Source organism: Thalassovita sp. ABM4_323, assembly GCF_056158665.1.
In genome coordinates this window covers 78,313-94,272 of the sequence record NZ_JBSWTS010000007.1, presented here as the reverse complement: position 1 = coordinate 94,272, position 15,960 = coordinate 78,313, and the positions used below count along the sequence as shown (strand labels likewise).

The following is a 15,960-nucleotide window of genomic DNA, read 5'->3' as shown; positions in this document are numbered from 1 at the left end:
CTTATGCCTGGCTCAGCAGGAATTCTTTGAACTCTTCGGTGGTGCGGCCGGTCTGCAGACCGCCAACATCCTGAACCGAAAGTTTGAAGATGCCCGCCAGTTTGGCCAGGTAGTAGATGTTGCCGCCTTCGGCGATCATGGCCAGGATGTTGCTGGAGCGGATGGCGTCTTTTTGCGCCTCGGTCAGCTTGTACTTGGTCATGTAGGCCTCGGGGTCGTCCTTGAACGCCTCGCGGTTTACAGCCTTGTTGAACGAATAGCACATCTTGTTCAGGTCATAGCCCTTCATGGCCTGCTTACCGTCAAAGATGGTCGTTCCAGGAATGTCGATATGGTAATCGTGGCCCGGCATGTCGTGCATGGGGACTCCTCCTTTATTTGGTGCGGTCGGGCCCCGGGCAATGCCGGGGCGCGGCAGCAATTACGCCCAGTACAGACGCATAGGGTTGTCTACCAACAGCTTTTGCTGCTGTTCGGGGGTTCGCGCGATTTGGGGAATGTAGTCGACCAGGGCACCATCATCGGGCATGTGCGACTTCATGTTCGGGTGTGGCCAGTCGGTGCCCCACAAGACGCGGTCGGGGAACCGGTCGACGATTTCGGCGCAGAAAGGCACCACGTCGTCATAGGGCGGTCCCTGCAGCGACAGGCGCTCGGGGCAGGTGACTTTGGACCAGATGTTCTCGTTGTCTTCCATCAGCTTGATAAAGCGCTGGAAATCGGGGTGATCGACGCCTTTGGACACGTCGGGACGGCCCATGTGATCAACAACCAGAATGGTGGGCAGTTTTTCCAGGAAGGGCACCAGCTCTTCCAGGTCCTGCGCTTCGAAATAGACCACGATGTGCCAGCCGAAGGGTTTGATCTTTTCGGCGATGTCCAGGAACACCTCTTGCGGGGTGGCATCGACCAGACGTTTGACAAAGTTGAAGCGCACGCCGCGGACGCCAGCCTCGTGCATGTCGCGGATCTCGTCCTCGGTAATGTCGGGACCAACGCTGGCGATCCCTCGGGCCAGATCACCGGCGGCGCGGCAGGCATCGACCATGGCGCGGTTGTCTTTGCCGTGGCAGGTGGCCTGCACGATCACATTGCGCGAGAACCCCAAGTAGTCGCGCAGAGCGAACAGCTTGTCCTTGCCCGCATTGCAGGGGGTGTATTTGCGTTCGGGCGCAAAGGGAAACTCGGGGTAGGGGCCAAAGACGTGGCAATGCGCGTCCACGGCGCCCTCGGGCAGTTTGAAGTCGGGCTTCTTGGGGCTTGGGTGGAATTCCAGCCAATCGGCGTCCATTACTTGTACTTCGGTCATGCGTAAGCTTCTCCGTCCATAAGTTTGCGCGCGGTTCTCAGGATCGCGGCAGAGGTCACGTCGCCCGCTTCGTTCAGCGTGGCGACGACGGTCATTTCACCGGTCGGGTGTTCGATGGGCATGGTGCGTTCCTGGCCTTCGCCCTTGGCGGCCAGCTCATAGGCCGGTGCGCCTTCCAGCAGGCAGGCCGTGGCCACGGACACGGCGCCCAACACGCCGATCGTTTTGTGGCAGCGATGCGGGATGAACGTGCGGGTCGAGATCACACCACCATCACGGGGCGCCGACACCATGGTCATCTTGGGCACCGATTTTTCGGTCACATCGCCCAGGTTCATCAGCGGGCCACATTGCAGGCGGATCGCCTCCAGCTTGGCGCGCAGGTCTTTGTTGGCTTCCAGATCCTCGGGGGCCTCTTCGCCGGTGATGCCCATGTCCGACGCCCGCATGACCACACAGGGCATACCGTTGTCGATCATGGTCAGTTCGATCCCGTCGATCACATCCATAACGTTGCCTGTGGGCAGCAGGGCACCACAGCTGGATCCGGCCGTATCCTGAAAGGCAATCGGCACAGGCGCGGCGGTGCCGGGCACGCCGTCAATGCGCGCGTCACCCGAATAATCCACCTGGCCGCCCGGGGTTTTCACCCGAACCACGGCCACCTGACCGGTGTTTTCCATAAAGATCGTCACCGACGTTTCCCCATCCGTGGCCGCAACCAGGCCGCGTTCAATGGCGAAGGGAGCAACGCCAGCCAGAATGTTCCCACAGTTCTGGGCGTCGGTGACAATCGGCTGATCCACAAAGACTTGCAGGAACAGATAGTCCACATCCACGCCGGGACGTTCGGACTTGCTGACCACAGCAACCTTCGAGGTCAGAGGGTCGGCGCCGCCCATCCCGTCGATCTGACGGATATCGGGCGACCCCATGATGCCCAGCAACAGGGCATCGCGGTCCGCCGTGTCGGCGGGCAGGTCGTCGCGCAGGAAATACCCGCCTTTCGATGTCCCGCCACGCATCCACATTGTCCGGACGGCCTTAGACATACTTCAGGCCCTTTTCGGCCAGACGGCCGCGCATGTTGTAGATGTCCAGACCCAGCTCGCCTGCTTCGAAACGGGCGCGTTTCTCGGCTTCGTTGGCTTCGCGGGCGCGGGATTTCTCCAGCACTTCGGCGGCCTCTTCGCGGCGCACGACGCAGACACCGTCGTCATCGGCCACGATGATGTCACCGGGGTTCACCAGCTCGTCGGCGCAGACGACCGGCACGTTGACCGAGCCCAGCGTCTCTTTGATAGTGCCTTGGGCGAATACGGCCTTGGACCAGACGGGGAAGTCCATCTCGGTCAGGTCGCGCACGTCACGCACACCGCCGTCGATGATCAGGCCCTTACAGCCGCGATGCTTGGCCGAGGTGGCCAGCAGGTCACCGAAATAGCCCGCATTGCTGGGCGAGGTCGGCGCCAGCACCAGGATATCCCCGGCTTGCAGCTGTTCGATCGCAACGTGGATCATCCAGTTGTCGCAGGGCGGCGCCGAGATGGTCACGGCGCTGGCAGCAACACGGGATCCGGGGAAGATCGGGGTCATGTAGTCAGCCAGCAGGCCCTTGCGGCCCTGGGCTTCGTGCACGGTGGCGACGCCGCATTCCGCCAGGCCATCAATGATGGCCTGATCTGCGCGTTCGATGTTTTGGACGACAACGCCCTGGGTGCCTACGGGATAGCTCATACCAGTTCATCCATGCAGAACGGGAAGATGCTTTCGAAGCCTTCCGCGTATTTACAGTCACGACCACCGGCCATACCGCCCGAGTTCCGCTTGAAGTGGTTGGCGCGCTGCTGGGCGACACGGGTGTAGAAGTCCCACAGGTGGACCTGACCGTTGTTGCATTCCATCGCTTTGCGCTTCTTTTCCCACACGGGGGTGATGTCCAGGAAGACATTCGGCTTCCAGTGCATCTGCTCGGTCTGGTGGGGTTCAAACAGGTACATCTGCGGCGCGCCCAGCACCTTCTGACCGGGGTTGTGGCCCCAGGCCTGCGCGATCATGCGGCAGGTCAGCGCGAACTCGGTCGTTTTCATGTGGTCGGTGTTATAGGGGTCCCACTTGGAGTGCGAGAACATGAACTTGGGCTGCACATCGCGGATGATGTCGACCACTTGGTTCTCGTATTCCTCGGTGAAGCGCAACGGATAGTCGCCCATGTCCAGGAACTTGATGTCGTGGACACCCAGGGCTTCGGCGGCGTTTTCAGCTTCGCCGCGGCGGTTGGCTTTCACCTCTTCCAGCGATTTGCCTTCTTTCCACAGGCGGGCGCTTTCGCCGCGTTCGCCAAAGGACAGGCAAGCCACCGTCACATTGTAACCCAGTTCCTGGTGCAGGGCGATTGCCCCCCCGCACCGCCATACGAAATCAGCTGCGTGAGCAGAGATCACCAGAGCGGTCTTATTGTCAGCCATAGTCGCGCCTTTCAAATTTAGTCTGCAGATTGCGGCAACCCTAACGTTTTGAGGTCGGAAATGACCATTTTAAATCCTGACAAACGGAATTTGATTTTGTTATAGTTTGGAAAAATCAGAGAGCTTGGCATGGTCATCGACTTCCCCCATATCCGCTACCTCTATGTCGTGCACGAGGTCTATCGCCATGGCCGGATCAGCGCTGCGGCCGAGGTTGTGCACGTATCTCAGCCCGCCGCGACCCAATCCTTGGCGCGGGTCGAAGAGATGCTGCGTGTCCAACTGTTCGAGCGTCGCCCCAAAGGCATGTTCCCCACCGAGGCCGGGCGCCTGTTCGAAAAACGACTGCTGCGCATTCTGGAATACCTGCGCCGCGGTGACAGTCTGGCCCGCAAAAAGGCCACGCGCGGTGACGAGACTGGCACGGCCCGCGGCGCTTTCCACAAATTCTGCTCGCCCGTGCCAGCTGCGCGCGCTTCTGGCCGTGGCCAAGACCGGCAGCTTCAATCAGGCCGCGTTTGAGCTGGGCGTCAGCCAGCCCGGGGTCCATCGCGCGCTGCGAGAGCTGGGATCGCTGTCTGGTCTGACATTGTTCGATCAGACCCGGCGCGGCGTGATTCTGACCGCAGCCGCAGATGTTTTCACCCACCATGTCCGTCTTGCCGTGAACGAATTTCAGCAAGCAGTGTTCGAGATTAACGAATTTCTGGGCCGCGATGTCACCCGGATCAGCATCGGGTCTTTGCCCCTGTCGCGCACCGCGATCCTGCCCGCTGCGATTGACGAGTTGGTGTCTGAGGTTGGCGCTGGCGTGCAGGTGAACTGCGTGGATGCGCGCTATCCGGCGCTGCTGAAGGACCTGCGCTTTGGCGAGCTGGATTTCCTGATCGGCGCGCTGCGTTTCCCCAAACCGGCAGCGGATGTCGAACAAGAAGAGCTGTTCATGGACCGACTGGTTGCCGTCGCCGGACGCGATCATCCGCTGGCCAAACGCAAAAGCGCAACCATCTGGGACACGCTGGAATATCCCTGGGTCGCCCCCCCGCGCGAGGCGCCCTCGGGCGCGTATCTGTTCGAAACCCTGCGCATTCAGGACATGCCGAACACGCCCGTGCGGCTGGTGTCGAATTCCATGATATTGCTGCGCGGTTTGGCGGCGCGGGGCAACTATATCTCGATCGCCTCGTTGCGTCAGATCGAGGTCGAGGAACAGATGGGCACGCTGGTCCCTCTGCCTATTGAGCTTCCTGAGTCCGAGCGCCCCATTGGCCTGACCTATCGCACCGGCTGGAGCCCGACGCCCCTGCAAAGCCGGTTCCTGGATATCATTCGCCAGAAAGCCCGGGCAAGCTGACGTGATTTCCCGGCGCTATAACAAAAACAAATGGACTTCGCGGGCATTCGAATTCCCTGTCATGGGCCCAAGATGATAAGAGCATCGGGGAATATCTATCGGCTCTGGCGCTATGGCGGATCCGGAACCAAGTTGAAGGGACATTAGCATGAGAATTTGCGTTGCTGGCGCCTATGGCGCGTTTGGTCTGAAACACCTGGACGCTCTGTCGGCCATTGATGGGGTCGAAGTGACCTCGATCATGGGCCCGACCAAAGCCAAGATCGAAGCCCTGGCCGCCGAGCGCGGCATCGGCCACGCGGGCACCACCCTGGAAGAATGCATCGCGCGTGATGACGTCGACGCCGTTATCCTGTCGACCCCCACCCAGATGCACGCCGAACAGGCTATCGCCTGCATGGATGCGGGCAAGCACGTTCTGATCGAGATCCCGATGGCCGACAGCCTGGCCGACAGCCAAGCCGTTGTTGCCAAGCAAAAAGAAACCGGCCTGACCTGCATGGCCGGCCAGGTGCGCCGTTTCAACCCCAGCCACCAGTGGATCCACAACAAGGTCGTCGCGGGCGAGCTGACCATCCAGCAGATGGACGTTCAGACCTACTTCTTCCGCCGCACCAACACCAACGCCAAGGGCGAGCCCCGGACATGGACGGATCACCTGCTGTGGCACCACGCCTGTCACACCGTTGACCTGTTCCAGTACCAGACTGGTGGCAAAGCGGCTCAGGCGTTCGGTCTGCAAGGCCCCGCGCACCCCGACCTGGGCATCGCCATGGACATGTCGATCGGCATGAAAGCCGAAAACGGCGCCATCTGTACCCTGTCGCTGTCGTTCAACAACGATGGTCCTCTGGGCACCTACTTCCGCTACATCTGCGATAACGGCACCTACATTGCCCGCTACGACGATCTGTACGACGGTAACGAAAACAAGATCGATCTGAGCGACGTCGCTGTGTCCAACAACGGTATCGAACTGATCGACCGCGAGTTCGTCTCGGCCATTCAGGAAGGTCGCGCGCCCAACGGCTGCGTCACCGACGTGATCCAGGCCATGGAGACCCTGGATGCCATCGAGCAATCGATGAGCTAAGCCCGATCTGGGTGAAAATCGCGAAGGGCGGGGATTTCCCCGCCCTTTTGCGTTTCAAAGCAGCGCCAACGCATGTTGGCCCGATCGCCCGTCAGTCAGAGATCCAGTTTCTTGCTGACAGGGAAGATCGACAGGTTCATGCGCGACTGGATCGCGCCCCAGACCCCGCGTTTGTCGATCAACATCACCGCAATCGCGATGCCGCCCATCATGATCAGGTACCAGGTGCCCCAATCCGCTGCGATTTCACGCAAGAGGAAAAAGATCACCACGCCGATCACTGGGCCCTCGATGGATCCGATCCCGCCGATCACCACGATAAAGATCACGAAGGCCGTCCATTCATTCAGGCTGAACGCCGCATCGGGGGTGATCCGCAGCTTTTGCAAGAAGATGAACGCCCCGGTGATCGAGGTATAGAAGGCCGCCAGTACATAGATGCCGAACTTGACCCGGCGGGTGGCGACGCCCATGGCCTCGGCGGCCGGTTCGCTGTCGCGGATCGCGGTCAGGGCCAGCCCCCACTTAGATCGCAACAGCCCCCAGACCAGCAACACGGCGACGACGCCGATGGTAAAGGCAATGTAATACATCACCATCTCGCGCCCCGCGCGGCTGTCGGCCAGGGATTTGGCGATGGCCACGGGCAGGGAGATCCCTGACCCGCCGCCAAGTGCGCCAACCTGGGCCGAGATCAGCCGGAACACCTCGGCGATGACCCAGGTGCCGATGGCGAAATAGGGGCCTTGCAAGCGGAAGGCGATCCAACCCGTCGGCACAGCGACCACAGCCGTGGCCAGCGCGGCCAGCGGAATGGCCAACAGCACCGGCAGCCCGGCAAACATCGCCATGGCAAAAAACAGATATCCGCCAAGTCCGACAAAGGCCTGCTGCCCCACCGAGATCAGCCCGGTATAGCCCGCCAGAAGGTTCCACATCTGCGCCAGAGCGAGGAAGCTGAACGCCTCCATCAACAGGCGCAAATCTGCGCGACCGGCCCACCACGGGGCCACGGCCAGCACCACCACCGCAGCGGCCAGCATCAGGCGCAAGGCGACGGACAGGTTCAGCGTTCGGGTCTTTTGCATATCAATCGTTGTCATCATCCCACCTCACATCTTGGGAAACAGGCCACGCGGGCGCACGACCAGCAGCGCCAGGAACACCAGGTGCCCGGCCAGGATCTGGTACCCCGCGTCGATCTGGGCGCCGACGGTCTGGGCGACACCCAGCACGATGCCTCCGATCAGGGTGCCCCAAAGGCTGCCAAGGCCCCCGATGATCACCGCCTCGAAGGCAAACAGCAGACGCGCGGGGCCCGCCGAGGGATCAAAGTTTGTTTTCATCGCCAGAAAAATCCCAGCGATGCCGACGACCAGGCTGGCCAGGGCGGTAGCAATCGCAAAGATATGCGCGTTGTTGCCCCCCATCAGCGGCACGATTTCGGGATCATCCGAGGTCGCGCGCAGCATCCGGCCTAGCGGCGTTTTGTAGAACACCAATTGCAGCCCGCCGATCACGGCAACAGCTGCGCCGAACATCAGCAGGGGCAGCCAGCCAATTGCGATCGTGTCTGACAGCTTGATGCTGCCGGTTTCCAGCCAGCCTGCGGGCAAACGCCGGCTGTCGGCGGAAAAGATTTCCAGCAAGGCGTTCTGGATGATGATGGACATGCCAAACGTCACCAGGATCGGCGGCAGGATGTCCTTGCCCAGAACGCGGTTCAGCAGGATGCGCTGGTTCAGATAGCCCGCAGCCATCAGCGCGATCAGCACCAGTACGATGGCGATCACCGGATGCACGGCCAGCCCCACGACAAGCGCGACCATCATATAAGCAGCCGTCACGATGAAATCGCCATGCGCGATGTTGATAAAGCGCATGACGCCGAACATCAGGCTCAGCCCCGCAGCGAACAGCGCATAGAGCCCGCCCAGCAGGATGCCCTGCAAGATTGCATTGATCCAGACCATCAGGCGGCCTCCTCGTCTTCGTTGGTTCCAAAATAGGCCGCTGCGATTTGTGCGCGCGTCAGGCTGTCGGGCGTGCCTGTCAGGGTCACGCGGCCCTCCATGAAGCAATAGACCCGGTCGGCCACGGCCATGGCCTGGCCCACGTCCTGTTCGACCACCAGAATGGCGGTGCCGCCTTCGCGGATTTTGGGCACGGCGGTGTAGATGTCCTTGATCACCTTGGGCGCCAGACCCAGGCTGATTTCATCACACAGCAGCAATTGCGGGTTCGACATCAGCGCGCGGCCGATGGCGACCATCTGCTGTTGTCCCCCGGACAGAGCGGTGCCGGGGTTGTGGCGCTTGGCCACCAGATCGGGGAACAGATCATAGATCGCCTCCAGCGACCACGGGCCGGGGCGTTTGCCTGCGGCGCCGATCAGCAGGTTTTCCTCGACTGACAGGGACGGGAACAGGCGCCGCCCCTCGGGGACCATGGCCATGCCCATCTTGTGAATATGGTTCGCGGGCATCCCGGCGATGGCTGTGCCGTCAAATTGCACGTCCTGCCCCTTGGAGCTGATCATCCCCGTGATCGCACGCAAAAAGGTGGATTTCCCGGCGCCGTTCGATCCGATCAGGGCCACGCATTCGCCCTGAGCCACGACAACGTCGATCCCGAACAAAGCCTGGAAATCGCCGTAAAACGCCGTCAGGCCCTTGGTTTCAAGCAGCGGTTTCATCGACAGATATCCCCATGTAAATTTCCTGAACCAACGGGTCAGCCATCACCGCCTCGGGGTCGCCCTGGGCGACGATCTTGCCGAAATCGATGACGATCAGACGTTCCACCACGGCGGTCAGCGCGTGGACAATGTGTTCGATCCAGATGATGGACACGCCGCTGTCGCGGATGTCCTTGATGGTGGCGACCAGCTCGTGGCATTCGGCCTCGGTCAGGCCGCCGGCGATTTCGTCCAGCAACAACAGACGCGGCCCCGAGGCCAGCGCGCGCGCCAGTTCCAGCCGTTTGCGTTCCAACAAGGTCAGGCTGCCGGCGGGGCTGTTGGCCTTGGGCAGCAACCCGGTGCGGCGCAGGATCTCGCGGCATTCTTCGGCGGCATCCTGGTGACCAGAATTGCCAAAGGACGAGGCAACCAGCAGGTTTTCATAGACGCTCATGCCGACAAACGGGTGCGGGATCTGGAAAGACCGCGCCACACCCATACGGCAGCGTTCGGCGGCGGAGATGCGGGTGACGTCCTGACCATCGAACATCACGGTGCCCGAACTGACACCCAACGTGCCGCCGATCAGGTTGAACAGGGTCGATTTGCCGGCACCGTTCGGGCCGATGATGCCCAGGGCCTGGCCCTCGGGCATGTCAAAGGTCACATCGTCGGACACTTTCAGCGCGCCGAAGCTCTTGTTCACATTGGAAAGAGACAGGATAGGGGCCATAGGCGCCTCCAAGTTAGGTGGGCCGGGGGCGCTGAGAGGCCACCCCCGACCCGGTCGGCCTTAGCCGATTGCCTTCATTTCACCGGTCAGCGGGATGTTCGGGTGTGCCCCGTTTTCCACGATGTCCAGCACGGGCTTGCCGCCATCCATGCGCCATTGGCCGCCAACCAGCGGGGTTTTGGCGATGTTGGGCACAGGGCCGTTCGCGAAGTTGATGTTGCCCACGACGGAATCATAGTTCGTCTGGCCGATCGCAGCGGCGATGCTGTCGGGATCGGTCGGGTCTTCGCTGCGTTGCAGGCTGTCGAAGATGACCTCGAACAGCGAATGCTTGAAGCCCAGCGGCATGGTCCAGGGATTGCCGGTTGCGGCCTCGTATTCTGCGGCCAGCTCGGCCGAGGTTTGACCGGTAAAGCCCGAATTGAACGGGTGATGGGGCGACCACCAGACCTCGACGCTCAGACCATCCGCACGATCGCCCAAGGCGCCAACGGCCTGCGGGAATTCGGTGGCCTTGGCGGCGTTCACGACCTTGGGGTTGAAACCCTGCTGCGCGGCCTGAGTCCAGAAGGTGGTGAAATCCGGCGGGATCACAACGCCGGTCACGATTTCCACGCCAGCCTCTTTGAAGGCCGAGATCTGCGCGCTGAAATCGTCGCTCATGTTCTGGTAGCGGCCCGGATCGACCAGTTCATAGCCGCGCTTGGCCATCACAGGGGGGAAGCCCAGCTCGGGATGCGCCCAGCCATTGCCATCAGGATCGTTCGGCCACAGGGCACCGACCACCTTGTTGGTGTCGACCTTGTCCCACATGTTGATGAAGGATCCGATGATGTCCTCGAGCCCCCAGAAGAAGTGATAGGTGTATTCGAACCCTTCAGCCGGGTTGCCCTGACGGCCAAAGAAGTGCGGCTGCCACGGGGTATCATTGGTGACGCAGGGCACGCCGTTCAGCTCGGCCTGGTCAGCAACCGGATTGGTGGTGTCCGGGGTCGAGGTGGCGCAGATGATGTCGACCTCTTCGCCCAGGATCAGTTCCTGCGCGACCGAGGACGCCCGGTTCGAGTTGGACTGGCTGTCCTTCACGATGAACTCGACCTCGTGCTTGGCGCCGTTGATCATCAGGCCGTCGCCGATTTTCTTAGCGAACTGGTTCAGCGTGAATTGGTCAGGTTCCGCGAAAATGGCCAGCGGGCCGGTTTGCGGTGTCACAAAACCGATCTTCAGCTTTTTCGCTTTGGCGATGGCGGGGCTGGCAAGGCCGCTGGCCGCCAACAGGCTGGTGGCCCCGGTGGCCTTGATAAATCCCCGGCGGGACAGAGTGGGTTTCGACATGGTGTTCCTCCTCATTGTCATTCCCAGCAGTGGTCAGCCTGAATGCTGTTTGCACATCTTCCCTGTTCCCTGACGGGTCTTCCCGCAGGGTCACAGCACGCAGGCTGGTCTGAAAATCCGGTGGCGATCTGGTGGGTCAGATCGGTCCGTCAAATATGGGGGGCGGCTGGTCTGATGGGCGCAGCGCAAATCTCCTCTGATCCCCGCCGCTGCTCGCGTCGGGGCTGCTATGCGCAATCCATCTTTTGATAGTCGTCCGCCCGGTTAGATCAGGTCGCGGTGTCGTTCAGTTGCACAGGTCCTCCCTTTCGTCGCTATGCAGGCGCTATCCCTTTCCCCGTTCGGGGAACTTTCGTGCCGTGTTTTCGAGGCCGCGCAATGTTTGCGAAATGTCTGGCCACATATTTGGTATGCTCTGAACCGAGATCGCGCCCAAGGTATCGTTCGATACCACCCAGGCCTGCGCGGGTTCGAAATGCAGTGCTGGGGCGTCAGGCTCAGAGCTATTTCGCGTCAGATACAGCCCCCAATCCGCCGCAGTTTTTTCGACATCCACCGAATGGCCCAGAGGCAGGCGGATCAGCTGCATCTCTTCTTGAAGTTGCGCAGTCGCCTGGGCGTCATCGCCCGACACGGCCACGCAGCGGATATCGCGGATGGCGAAATCTCCGATCCGGTCGTCCAGGTCTTTCAACGCCAGGCGCGTCCATTTGCAGTGCCGCCCTCGGTGAAAAAACACATATGTCCCGCCCGGGGGCGCATCCTGGGCCACGTCATACGCGCCGTGCCCCAGCGTCTGAAACGTCAGGGTTGGGATTGCGTCACCGGGTTGAAGACGTTGAACCATGCCGCGCCCCTATGCCTCGGCTTCCAGTTTGGCAGACAGGCGTTGTTCGATCACAGGGACCGAGCGGCGAATATGTTCCGTGGTCAGGCGCTCGGCTAGGTCAGCGTCGCGCGCGATCACTGCATCAAAGATCGCCTGATGTTCGCTGCGCACGTCCCGTGGGATGGTGCGATCCGTCAGGGCGATTTGCAGATAGCGGATCGAGTGGCTGTACAGAATCTCGCGAAAGTTCAGCAGCCAAGAATTGTTGCAGGCCCCGATCATGGCATTGTGGAAATCGCGATTGCGGATCTCCCAGTCGGCCACGGCCTGTTCTTCACGCCCGGCCATTTCGGTTTCGATTTTGGCCAGCCGATGATGAGCAGCGACGAATTCGCTTTCCCAATCGTCATCCCCGTTCAGCACGGATTCGCGAACGGCCCGTGCTTCCAGCAAGGCGCGCATTTCCACGATGTTCTTGAAGTCCTCGACCGAGACAATGGCCGCACGAAATCCGCGCTGGCCTTCGGTGGTGACCAGGTTTTCCACCAGCAGGCGGGACAAGGCCTCGCGTACGGTAGAGGCGCCAACCCCGAAAGTCTTGCGCAATACCTCGACTCGCAGCCGCGATTCGGGCTCGATTTCACCGGACAGTATGGCCTGTCGCAACGCGCCATATACCAGCTCGATCGTGGTGCGGCTCTGCGATTCGTCGCCGAATTCGTTGATATCCTTGAGAAAAGTCAATTTCTCCCCCTGCGTCTCCTGATTTCACCATAAACCTACCATCATTTAAAAAACAACGTCAAAATCAAAAAATATCGTTATTTATGGTGTGAGGGTAAAAATATCGTTTTTACATTTGACAAACGATATTGTGTTGGCGCATGATCCCGTCAACACCGAAACGTGGCCGCAATGCGAAGGAGGAGACGCAGAATGGCAGACGGGTCCAGGCTGGCTTCGGTCAGCATTCGCATCAAAGGGGACGAGCGCAGCGTCAGCTGTGGCACCTCAGAGAAGCTTCTTTGTGCGCTTGAGCGCGAATTTTGGGATCCCCGACAGCGCCCGGTGCGCGTGGGATGCCGCCAGGGGGGATGCGGGGCCTGCCGCATAAAGGTGACGCGCGGCACCTACGTGACCGACAAGATGAGCCGCGATCACGTCACCGAAGACGAGGAAAAACAGGGCTTTGCGCTGGCATGTCGCGTGTATCCGCAAAGTGATCTGGAAATCGAACCCGCCTTTCGCGGCTCTAAGGGGCGCCGCGCGGGGCAAGACAACTGAGAAGCAAGGGTAGGAGGATTACCAATGTCTCAAGAAGGGTTGTTGCGACCAGGGATCGCACAAATCCGCGTGCTGGATATGGAAGAGGCCATCACGCATTACGTTGAACGCATCGGCCTGGAAATGGTCGGAACCGAAGAAGACGGCCGCGTCTATCTGAAAGGATATGACGAATTCCACCGTCATTCCCTGGTTCTGCGCGAGGCCGACACGGCGGGAATCGATCTGTTTGCCTTCAAGGCCGACAGCCAGGCCAGTGTCGACGCCTATCGCAAACGGATCGAAGAGTACGGCCTGGAGGTCGATGATGTCGCCGCGGGTGAACAGCCCGGTACCGGCGCCCGCATCGGCTTTACCGTGCCCTCGGGGCACCGGATCGAGATCTTTGCCGATATGGATCTGTCCGAGAACGCGCCCGAAACCAAAAACCCCTACACGTGGAAAACCGAGCCTCGGGGCATGCGGGCCCAACGGATGGACCACTGCCTGCTGTATGGTCCCAACATCGACAAGGTCGAGGAATTCTTCACCCAGGTTCTGGATTTCCATCTGCCCGAGCGCGTGGATCTGCCCGACGGTACGCTGGCGATCTGGATGACCGTCTCGAACAAGGCGCATGACATTGCCTTTGTGAACCACGAAGAACCCGGCAAGCTGCACCACCTGGCATTCTATCTGGAAGACTGGAACGACATTGGGCACGCTGCCGACGTCATGTCGCGCTATGATATCAGTCGCGATGTGGGTCCGACCCGACACGGGATCACTCGTGGCCAGACGATCTATTTCTTCGATCCATCGGGCAACCGGAACGAGGTCTTCTGTGGGGGCTACACTGCCTACAAGGACCACCCGGTACGCGTTTGGGACCACAACAATGTGGGTCGTGGCATCTTCTATTACGAGCGCCAGCTGAACGACGCGTTCCTGTCAGTGGTGACCTAAGATGCAGGCGCTTCGTTCCGCACAGATTCTGACCCATACGGCAGCGCATGCTGCCGTGGGGGCCGCCGTGGCCAAAGCGGCCGAACTGGGGGTCGCCATCAACGCCAGCGTGGTCGATGCAGGTGGCAACCAGATCGCGTTTCTGCGCGGGGACGGAGCGTTCCTGCCTTCGGGAAAAATTGCCCGCGACAAGGCCTATACGGCTGCGGGTTTCGGGGCGCCTACGGGCGCTCTGTATGACGCCTTGGCGGGCGAGGCCCCGGTTCTGACCGGGATCGCCGCCCAGCCGGGTGTCGCGTTGTTTCAGGGTGGGCTGCCCATCCACAGCAACGGAGAGCTTGTCGGCGGTATCGGCGTGTCCGGTGCCTCGGCCGAACAGGATGAAATCTGTGCCCGCGCCGGGCTGCAAGCCATCGGATTGGCACAGGACTGAGGATTGGAAACATGAAAGACGGGCTGCATATTGCGGCGCGCGACGCGCTGCACTTCATTAATGGTGAGTTCACGACGGGCACGTCGGGCCGGGTGTTCGACAATGTCTCGCCCGTGACGGGCCAGAAAATCGGGATCGTCCACGAAGGTCAGGCCGACGAGATTGACGCCGCCGTTCAGGCCGCCCGCGCCGCGCTGGAGGGTCCCTGGGGCTATATGAGCCAGGCCGAACGCAGCGATCTGCTTCATGCTGTGGCCGACGAGATCAACCGCCGTTTCGATGAATTCCTCGAGGCTGAAATCCTGGACACCGGCAAGCCCAAATCGCTGGCCAGCCATATCGACATTCCGCGCGGGGCGGCGAATTTCAAGGTCTTCGCGGATCTGGTGAAAAACGTGCCCACCGAAAGCTTCATGCTGGATACGCCCGATGGCAATGGTGCGATGAACTATGGTGTGCGCCGCCCGAAGGGGGTGATCGGGGTGATTTCCCCCTGGAACCTGCCGCTGCTGCTAATGACGTGGAAGGTGGGGCCAGCGCTGGCCTCGGGCAACACGGTGATCGTGAAGCCGTCCGAGGAAACACCGCTGACCACCACTCTGCTGGGTGAGGTGATGAACACTGTTGGCCTGCCCAAGGGCGTGTTCAACGTGGTGCACGGGTTCGGCCCCGACAGTGCGGGGGCGTATCTAACTGCGCATCCCGGCGTCGACGCCATCACCTTTACCGGCGAAACCCGCACCGGCGAGATCATCATGCAATCAGCGGCCAAAGGGCTGCGTCAGGTATCCATGGAGTGCGGTGGCAAGAACGCCGGGATCGTGTTCGCTGACTGTGACATGGACAAGGCGATCGAGGGCACCATGCGCTCGGTGTTCGCCAACTGCGGTCAGGTCTGTCTGGGCACCGAGCGTCTATATGTTGAGCGCCCGATTTTCGACGAGTTCGTCGCTCGCCTGAAAGAGGGCGCCGAAGGCCTGAAACTGGGGGCCTCGGAAGACAAAGACACCAACTTGGGCCCGCTGATCAGCAAGGAACACCAGGAAAAGGTGCTGTCCTACTACAAGCTGGCGGTCGAGGAAGGTGCAACGGTTGTCACCGGTGGCGGCGTGCCCGATATGCCTGCGGACATGCAGGACGGTGCCTGGGTTGAACCGACGATTTTCACCGGCCTGCCCGAAACCGCGCGCGTGGTGAAAGAGGAAATCTTTGGACCCGTCTGCCACATCCAGCCCTTCGATACCGAAGAAGAAGTGATCCAGCTGGCCAATGATACCGACTATGGCCTGGCCACCGCCATCTGGACCGAAAACCTGACCCGCGCCCATCGCGTTGCCCCCAAGATCGACGTGGGGATCGCCTGGGTGAACTCGTGGTTCCTGCGCGATCTGCGCACCGCGTTTGGCGGCTCGAAACACTCGGGTATCGGCCGCGAGGGCGGCGTGCATGGCCTGGAATTCTATTCTGAACTGACGAACGTCTGCGTAAAGCTCTGAG

The 15,960-nt window shown here is 60.9% G+C and carries 19 protein-coding genes; 7 read left to right on the top strand and 12 right to left on the bottom strand.

Annotated features, from left to right (window positions below):
* Window position 1 precedes the first annotated feature (1 nt).
* The 5 genes from ACXADQ_RS02705 to ACXADQ_RS02685 are packed head-to-tail and all read right to left on the bottom strand — an operon-like array spanning window position 2 to window position 3,777.
* Window positions 2-361 (bottom strand): protocatechuate 4,5-dioxygenase subunit alpha, encoded by a 360-nt coding sequence (locus tag ACXADQ_RS02705; protein ID WP_475315007.1) that lies wholly within the window; start codon window positions 359-361, stop codon window positions 2-4.
* A gap of 60 nt (window positions 362-421) precedes the next feature.
* A complete protein-coding gene (locus ACXADQ_RS02700; RefSeq protein WP_475315003.1) occupies window positions 422-1,309 on the bottom strand; it encodes an amidohydrolase family protein in 888 nt (295 codons plus the stop codon).
* On the bottom strand, window positions 1,306-2,361 hold the full coding sequence (locus ACXADQ_RS02695) for a 4-oxalomesaconate tautomerase (protein WP_475315000.1): 1,056 nt from the start codon (window positions 2,359-2,361) through the stop codon (window positions 1,306-1,308). Before ACXADQ_RS02695 ends, ACXADQ_RS02700 begins: the two co-directional genes overlap by 4 nt.
* Entirely contained in the window at window positions 2,354-3,046 is a 693-nt protein-coding gene (locus ACXADQ_RS02690; RefSeq protein ID WP_475314995.1) for a 4-carboxy-4-hydroxy-2-oxoadipate aldolase/oxaloacetate decarboxylase, read from the bottom strand. Before ACXADQ_RS02690 ends, ACXADQ_RS02695 begins: the two co-directional genes overlap by 8 nt.
* Window positions 3,043-3,777, bottom strand: coding sequence for a PIG-L deacetylase family protein (locus ACXADQ_RS02685; RefSeq protein ID WP_475314991.1), 735 nt, complete (start codon window positions 3,775-3,777; stop codon window positions 3,043-3,045). The genes ACXADQ_RS02690 and ACXADQ_RS02685 overlap by 4 nt, the downstream gene beginning before the upstream one ends.
* Before the next feature lie 129 nt (window positions 3,778-3,906).
* Here ACXADQ_RS02685 and ACXADQ_RS02680 point away from each other — a divergent pair, with 129 nt between their 5' ends.
* From ACXADQ_RS02680 to ACXADQ_RS02670, 3 genes are all read left to right on the top strand, one after another.
* Window positions 3,907-4,299: a LysR family transcriptional regulator gene (locus tag ACXADQ_RS02680; protein WP_475314989.1), complete on the top strand. Its 393-nt coding sequence runs from the start codon at window positions 3,907-3,909 to the stop codon at window positions 4,297-4,299.
* Entirely contained in the window at window positions 4,262-5,131 is an 870-nt protein-coding gene (locus ACXADQ_RS02675) for a LysR family transcriptional regulator (protein ID WP_475314987.1), read from the top strand. Before ACXADQ_RS02680 ends, ACXADQ_RS02675 begins: the two co-directional genes overlap by 38 nt.
* A gap of 148 nt (window positions 5,132-5,279) precedes the next feature.
* Entirely contained in the window at window positions 5,280-6,224 is a 945-nt protein-coding gene (locus ACXADQ_RS02670; protein ID WP_475314983.1) for a Gfo/Idh/MocA family oxidoreductase, read from the top strand.
* Window positions 6,225-6,319: 95 nt separating this feature from the next.
* Here the strand turns inward: ACXADQ_RS02670 and ACXADQ_RS02665 are convergent, their stop codons facing one another.
* The 7 genes from ACXADQ_RS02665 to ACXADQ_RS02635 all read right to left on the bottom strand — a co-directional run bounded on the left by ACXADQ_RS02665 (window position 6,320) and on the right by ACXADQ_RS02635 (window position 12,545).
* Window positions 6,320-7,327, bottom strand: a complete 1,008-nt coding sequence (locus ACXADQ_RS02665; protein ID WP_475314980.1) for a branched-chain amino acid ABC transporter permease — start codon at window positions 7,325-7,327, stop codon at window positions 6,320-6,322.
* 9 nt (window positions 7,328-7,336) lie between these two features.
* Entirely contained in the window at window positions 7,337-8,197 is an 861-nt protein-coding gene (locus ACXADQ_RS02660) for a branched-chain amino acid ABC transporter permease (protein WP_475314979.1), read from the bottom strand.
* Window positions 8,197-8,919, bottom strand: coding sequence for an ABC transporter ATP-binding protein (locus ACXADQ_RS02655; protein ID WP_475314978.1), 723 nt, complete (start codon window positions 8,917-8,919; stop codon window positions 8,197-8,199). Before ACXADQ_RS02655 ends, ACXADQ_RS02660 begins: the two co-directional genes overlap by 1 nt.
* Window positions 8,903-9,637 carry an ABC transporter ATP-binding protein gene (locus tag ACXADQ_RS02650; RefSeq protein ID WP_475314977.1) on the bottom strand — a complete coding sequence of 245 codons (735 nt, stop codon included), beginning with the start codon at window positions 9,635-9,637 and terminating at the stop codon, window positions 8,903-8,905. Before ACXADQ_RS02650 ends, ACXADQ_RS02655 begins: the two co-directional genes overlap by 17 nt.
* A gap of 60 nt (window positions 9,638-9,697) precedes the next feature.
* On the bottom strand, window positions 9,698-10,972 hold the full coding sequence (locus ACXADQ_RS02645) for an ABC transporter substrate-binding protein (protein WP_475314976.1): 1,275 nt from the start codon (window positions 10,970-10,972) through the stop codon (window positions 9,698-9,700).
* Between the two features lie 325 nt (window positions 10,973-11,297).
* The gene (locus ACXADQ_RS02640; protein ID WP_475314975.1) at window positions 11,298-11,819 is read right to left on the bottom strand and encodes a redoxin domain-containing protein; all 522 of its coding nucleotides are present in this window, start codon (window positions 11,817-11,819) and stop codon (window positions 11,298-11,300) included.
* A 9-nt stretch (window positions 11,820-11,828) separates the two neighbouring features.
* The gene (locus tag ACXADQ_RS02635; protein ID WP_475314974.1) at window positions 11,829-12,545 is read right to left on the bottom strand and encodes a GntR family transcriptional regulator; all 717 of its coding nucleotides are present in this window, start codon (window positions 12,543-12,545) and stop codon (window positions 11,829-11,831) included.
* 192 nt (window positions 12,546-12,737) lie between these two features.
* Between ACXADQ_RS02635 and ACXADQ_RS02630 the strand changes: the two genes are divergently transcribed.
* The 4 genes from ACXADQ_RS02630 to ACXADQ_RS02615 are packed head-to-tail and all read left to right on the top strand — an operon-like array spanning window position 12,738 to window position 15,959.
* Window positions 12,738-13,085: a 2Fe-2S iron-sulfur cluster binding domain-containing protein gene (locus ACXADQ_RS02630; RefSeq protein WP_475314973.1), complete on the top strand. Its 348-nt coding sequence runs from the start codon at window positions 12,738-12,740 to the stop codon at window positions 13,083-13,085.
* Between the two features lie 24 nt (window positions 13,086-13,109).
* Entirely contained in the window at window positions 13,110-14,030 is a 921-nt protein-coding gene (locus tag ACXADQ_RS02625) for a catechol 2,3-dioxygenase (RefSeq protein WP_475314972.1), read from the top strand.
* Window position 14,031: 1 nt separating this feature from the next.
* On the top strand, window positions 14,032-14,463 hold the full coding sequence (locus ACXADQ_RS02620) for a GlcG/HbpS family heme-binding protein (protein WP_475314971.1): 432 nt from the start codon (window positions 14,032-14,034) through the stop codon (window positions 14,461-14,463).
* An 11-nt stretch (window positions 14,464-14,474) separates the two neighbouring features.
* Window positions 14,475-15,959: a 2-hydroxymuconic semialdehyde dehydrogenase gene (locus tag ACXADQ_RS02615; protein WP_475314970.1), complete on the top strand. Its 1,485-nt coding sequence runs from the start codon at window positions 14,475-14,477 to the stop codon at window positions 15,957-15,959.
* Window position 15,960 lies beyond the last annotated feature (1 nt).

Bases quoted from the DNA above. Each gene is read 5' to 3' on its own strand.
- ACXADQ_RS02680 (WP_475314989.1), top strand. From the start codon at position 3,907: ATGGTCATCGACTTCCCCCATATCCGCTACCTCTATGTCGTGCACGAG.
- ACXADQ_RS02620 (WP_475314971.1), top strand. From the start codon at position 14,032: ATGCAGGCGCTTCGTTCCGCACAGATTCTGACCCATACGGCAGCGCAT.
- ACXADQ_RS02660 (WP_475314979.1), bottom strand. From the start codon at position 8,197: ATGGTCTGGATCAATGCAATCTTGCAGGGCATCCTGCTGGGCGGGCTC.
- ACXADQ_RS02625 (WP_475314972.1), top strand. From the start codon at position 13,110: ATGTCTCAAGAAGGGTTGTTGCGACCAGGGATCGCACAAATCCGCGTG.
- ACXADQ_RS02685 (WP_475314991.1), bottom strand. From the start codon at position 3,777: ATGGCTGACAATAAGACCGCTCTGGTGATCTCTGCTCACGCAGCTGAT.
- ACXADQ_RS02645 (WP_475314976.1), bottom strand. From the start codon at position 10,972: ATGTCGAAACCCACTCTGTCCCGCCGGGGATTTATCAAGGCCACCGGG.
- ACXADQ_RS02615 (WP_475314970.1), top strand. From the start codon at position 14,475: ATGAAAGACGGGCTGCATATTGCGGCGCGCGACGCGCTGCACTTCATT.
- ACXADQ_RS02670 (WP_475314983.1), top strand. From the start codon at position 5,280: ATGAGAATTTGCGTTGCTGGCGCCTATGGCGCGTTTGGTCTGAAACAC.
- ACXADQ_RS02700 (WP_475315003.1), bottom strand. From the start codon at position 1,309: ATGACCGAAGTACAAGTAATGGACGCCGATTGGCTGGAATTCCACCCA.
- ACXADQ_RS02655 (WP_475314978.1), bottom strand. From the start codon at position 8,919: ATGAAACCGCTGCTTGAAACCAAGGGCCTGACGGCGTTTTACGGCGAT.
- ACXADQ_RS02650 (WP_475314977.1), bottom strand. From the start codon at position 9,637: ATGGCCCCTATCCTGTCTCTTTCCAATGTGAACAAGAGCTTCGGCGCG.
- ACXADQ_RS02705 (WP_475315007.1), bottom strand. From the start codon at position 361: ATGCACGACATGCCGGGCCACGATTACCATATCGACATTCCTGGAACG.
- ACXADQ_RS02630 (WP_475314973.1), top strand. From the start codon at position 12,738: ATGGCAGACGGGTCCAGGCTGGCTTCGGTCAGCATTCGCATCAAAGGG.
- ACXADQ_RS02690 (WP_475314995.1), bottom strand. From the start codon at position 3,046: ATGAGCTATCCCGTAGGCACCCAGGGCGTTGTCGTCCAAAACATCGAA.
- ACXADQ_RS02695 (WP_475315000.1), bottom strand. From the start codon at position 2,361: ATGTCTAAGGCCGTCCGGACAATGTGGATGCGTGGCGGGACATCGAAA.
- ACXADQ_RS02665 (WP_475314980.1), bottom strand. From the start codon at position 7,327: ATGACAACGATTGATATGCAAAAGACCCGAACGCTGAACCTGTCCGTC.
- ACXADQ_RS02640 (WP_475314975.1), bottom strand. From the start codon at position 11,819: ATGGTTCAACGTCTTCAACCCGGTGACGCAATCCCAACCCTGACGTTT.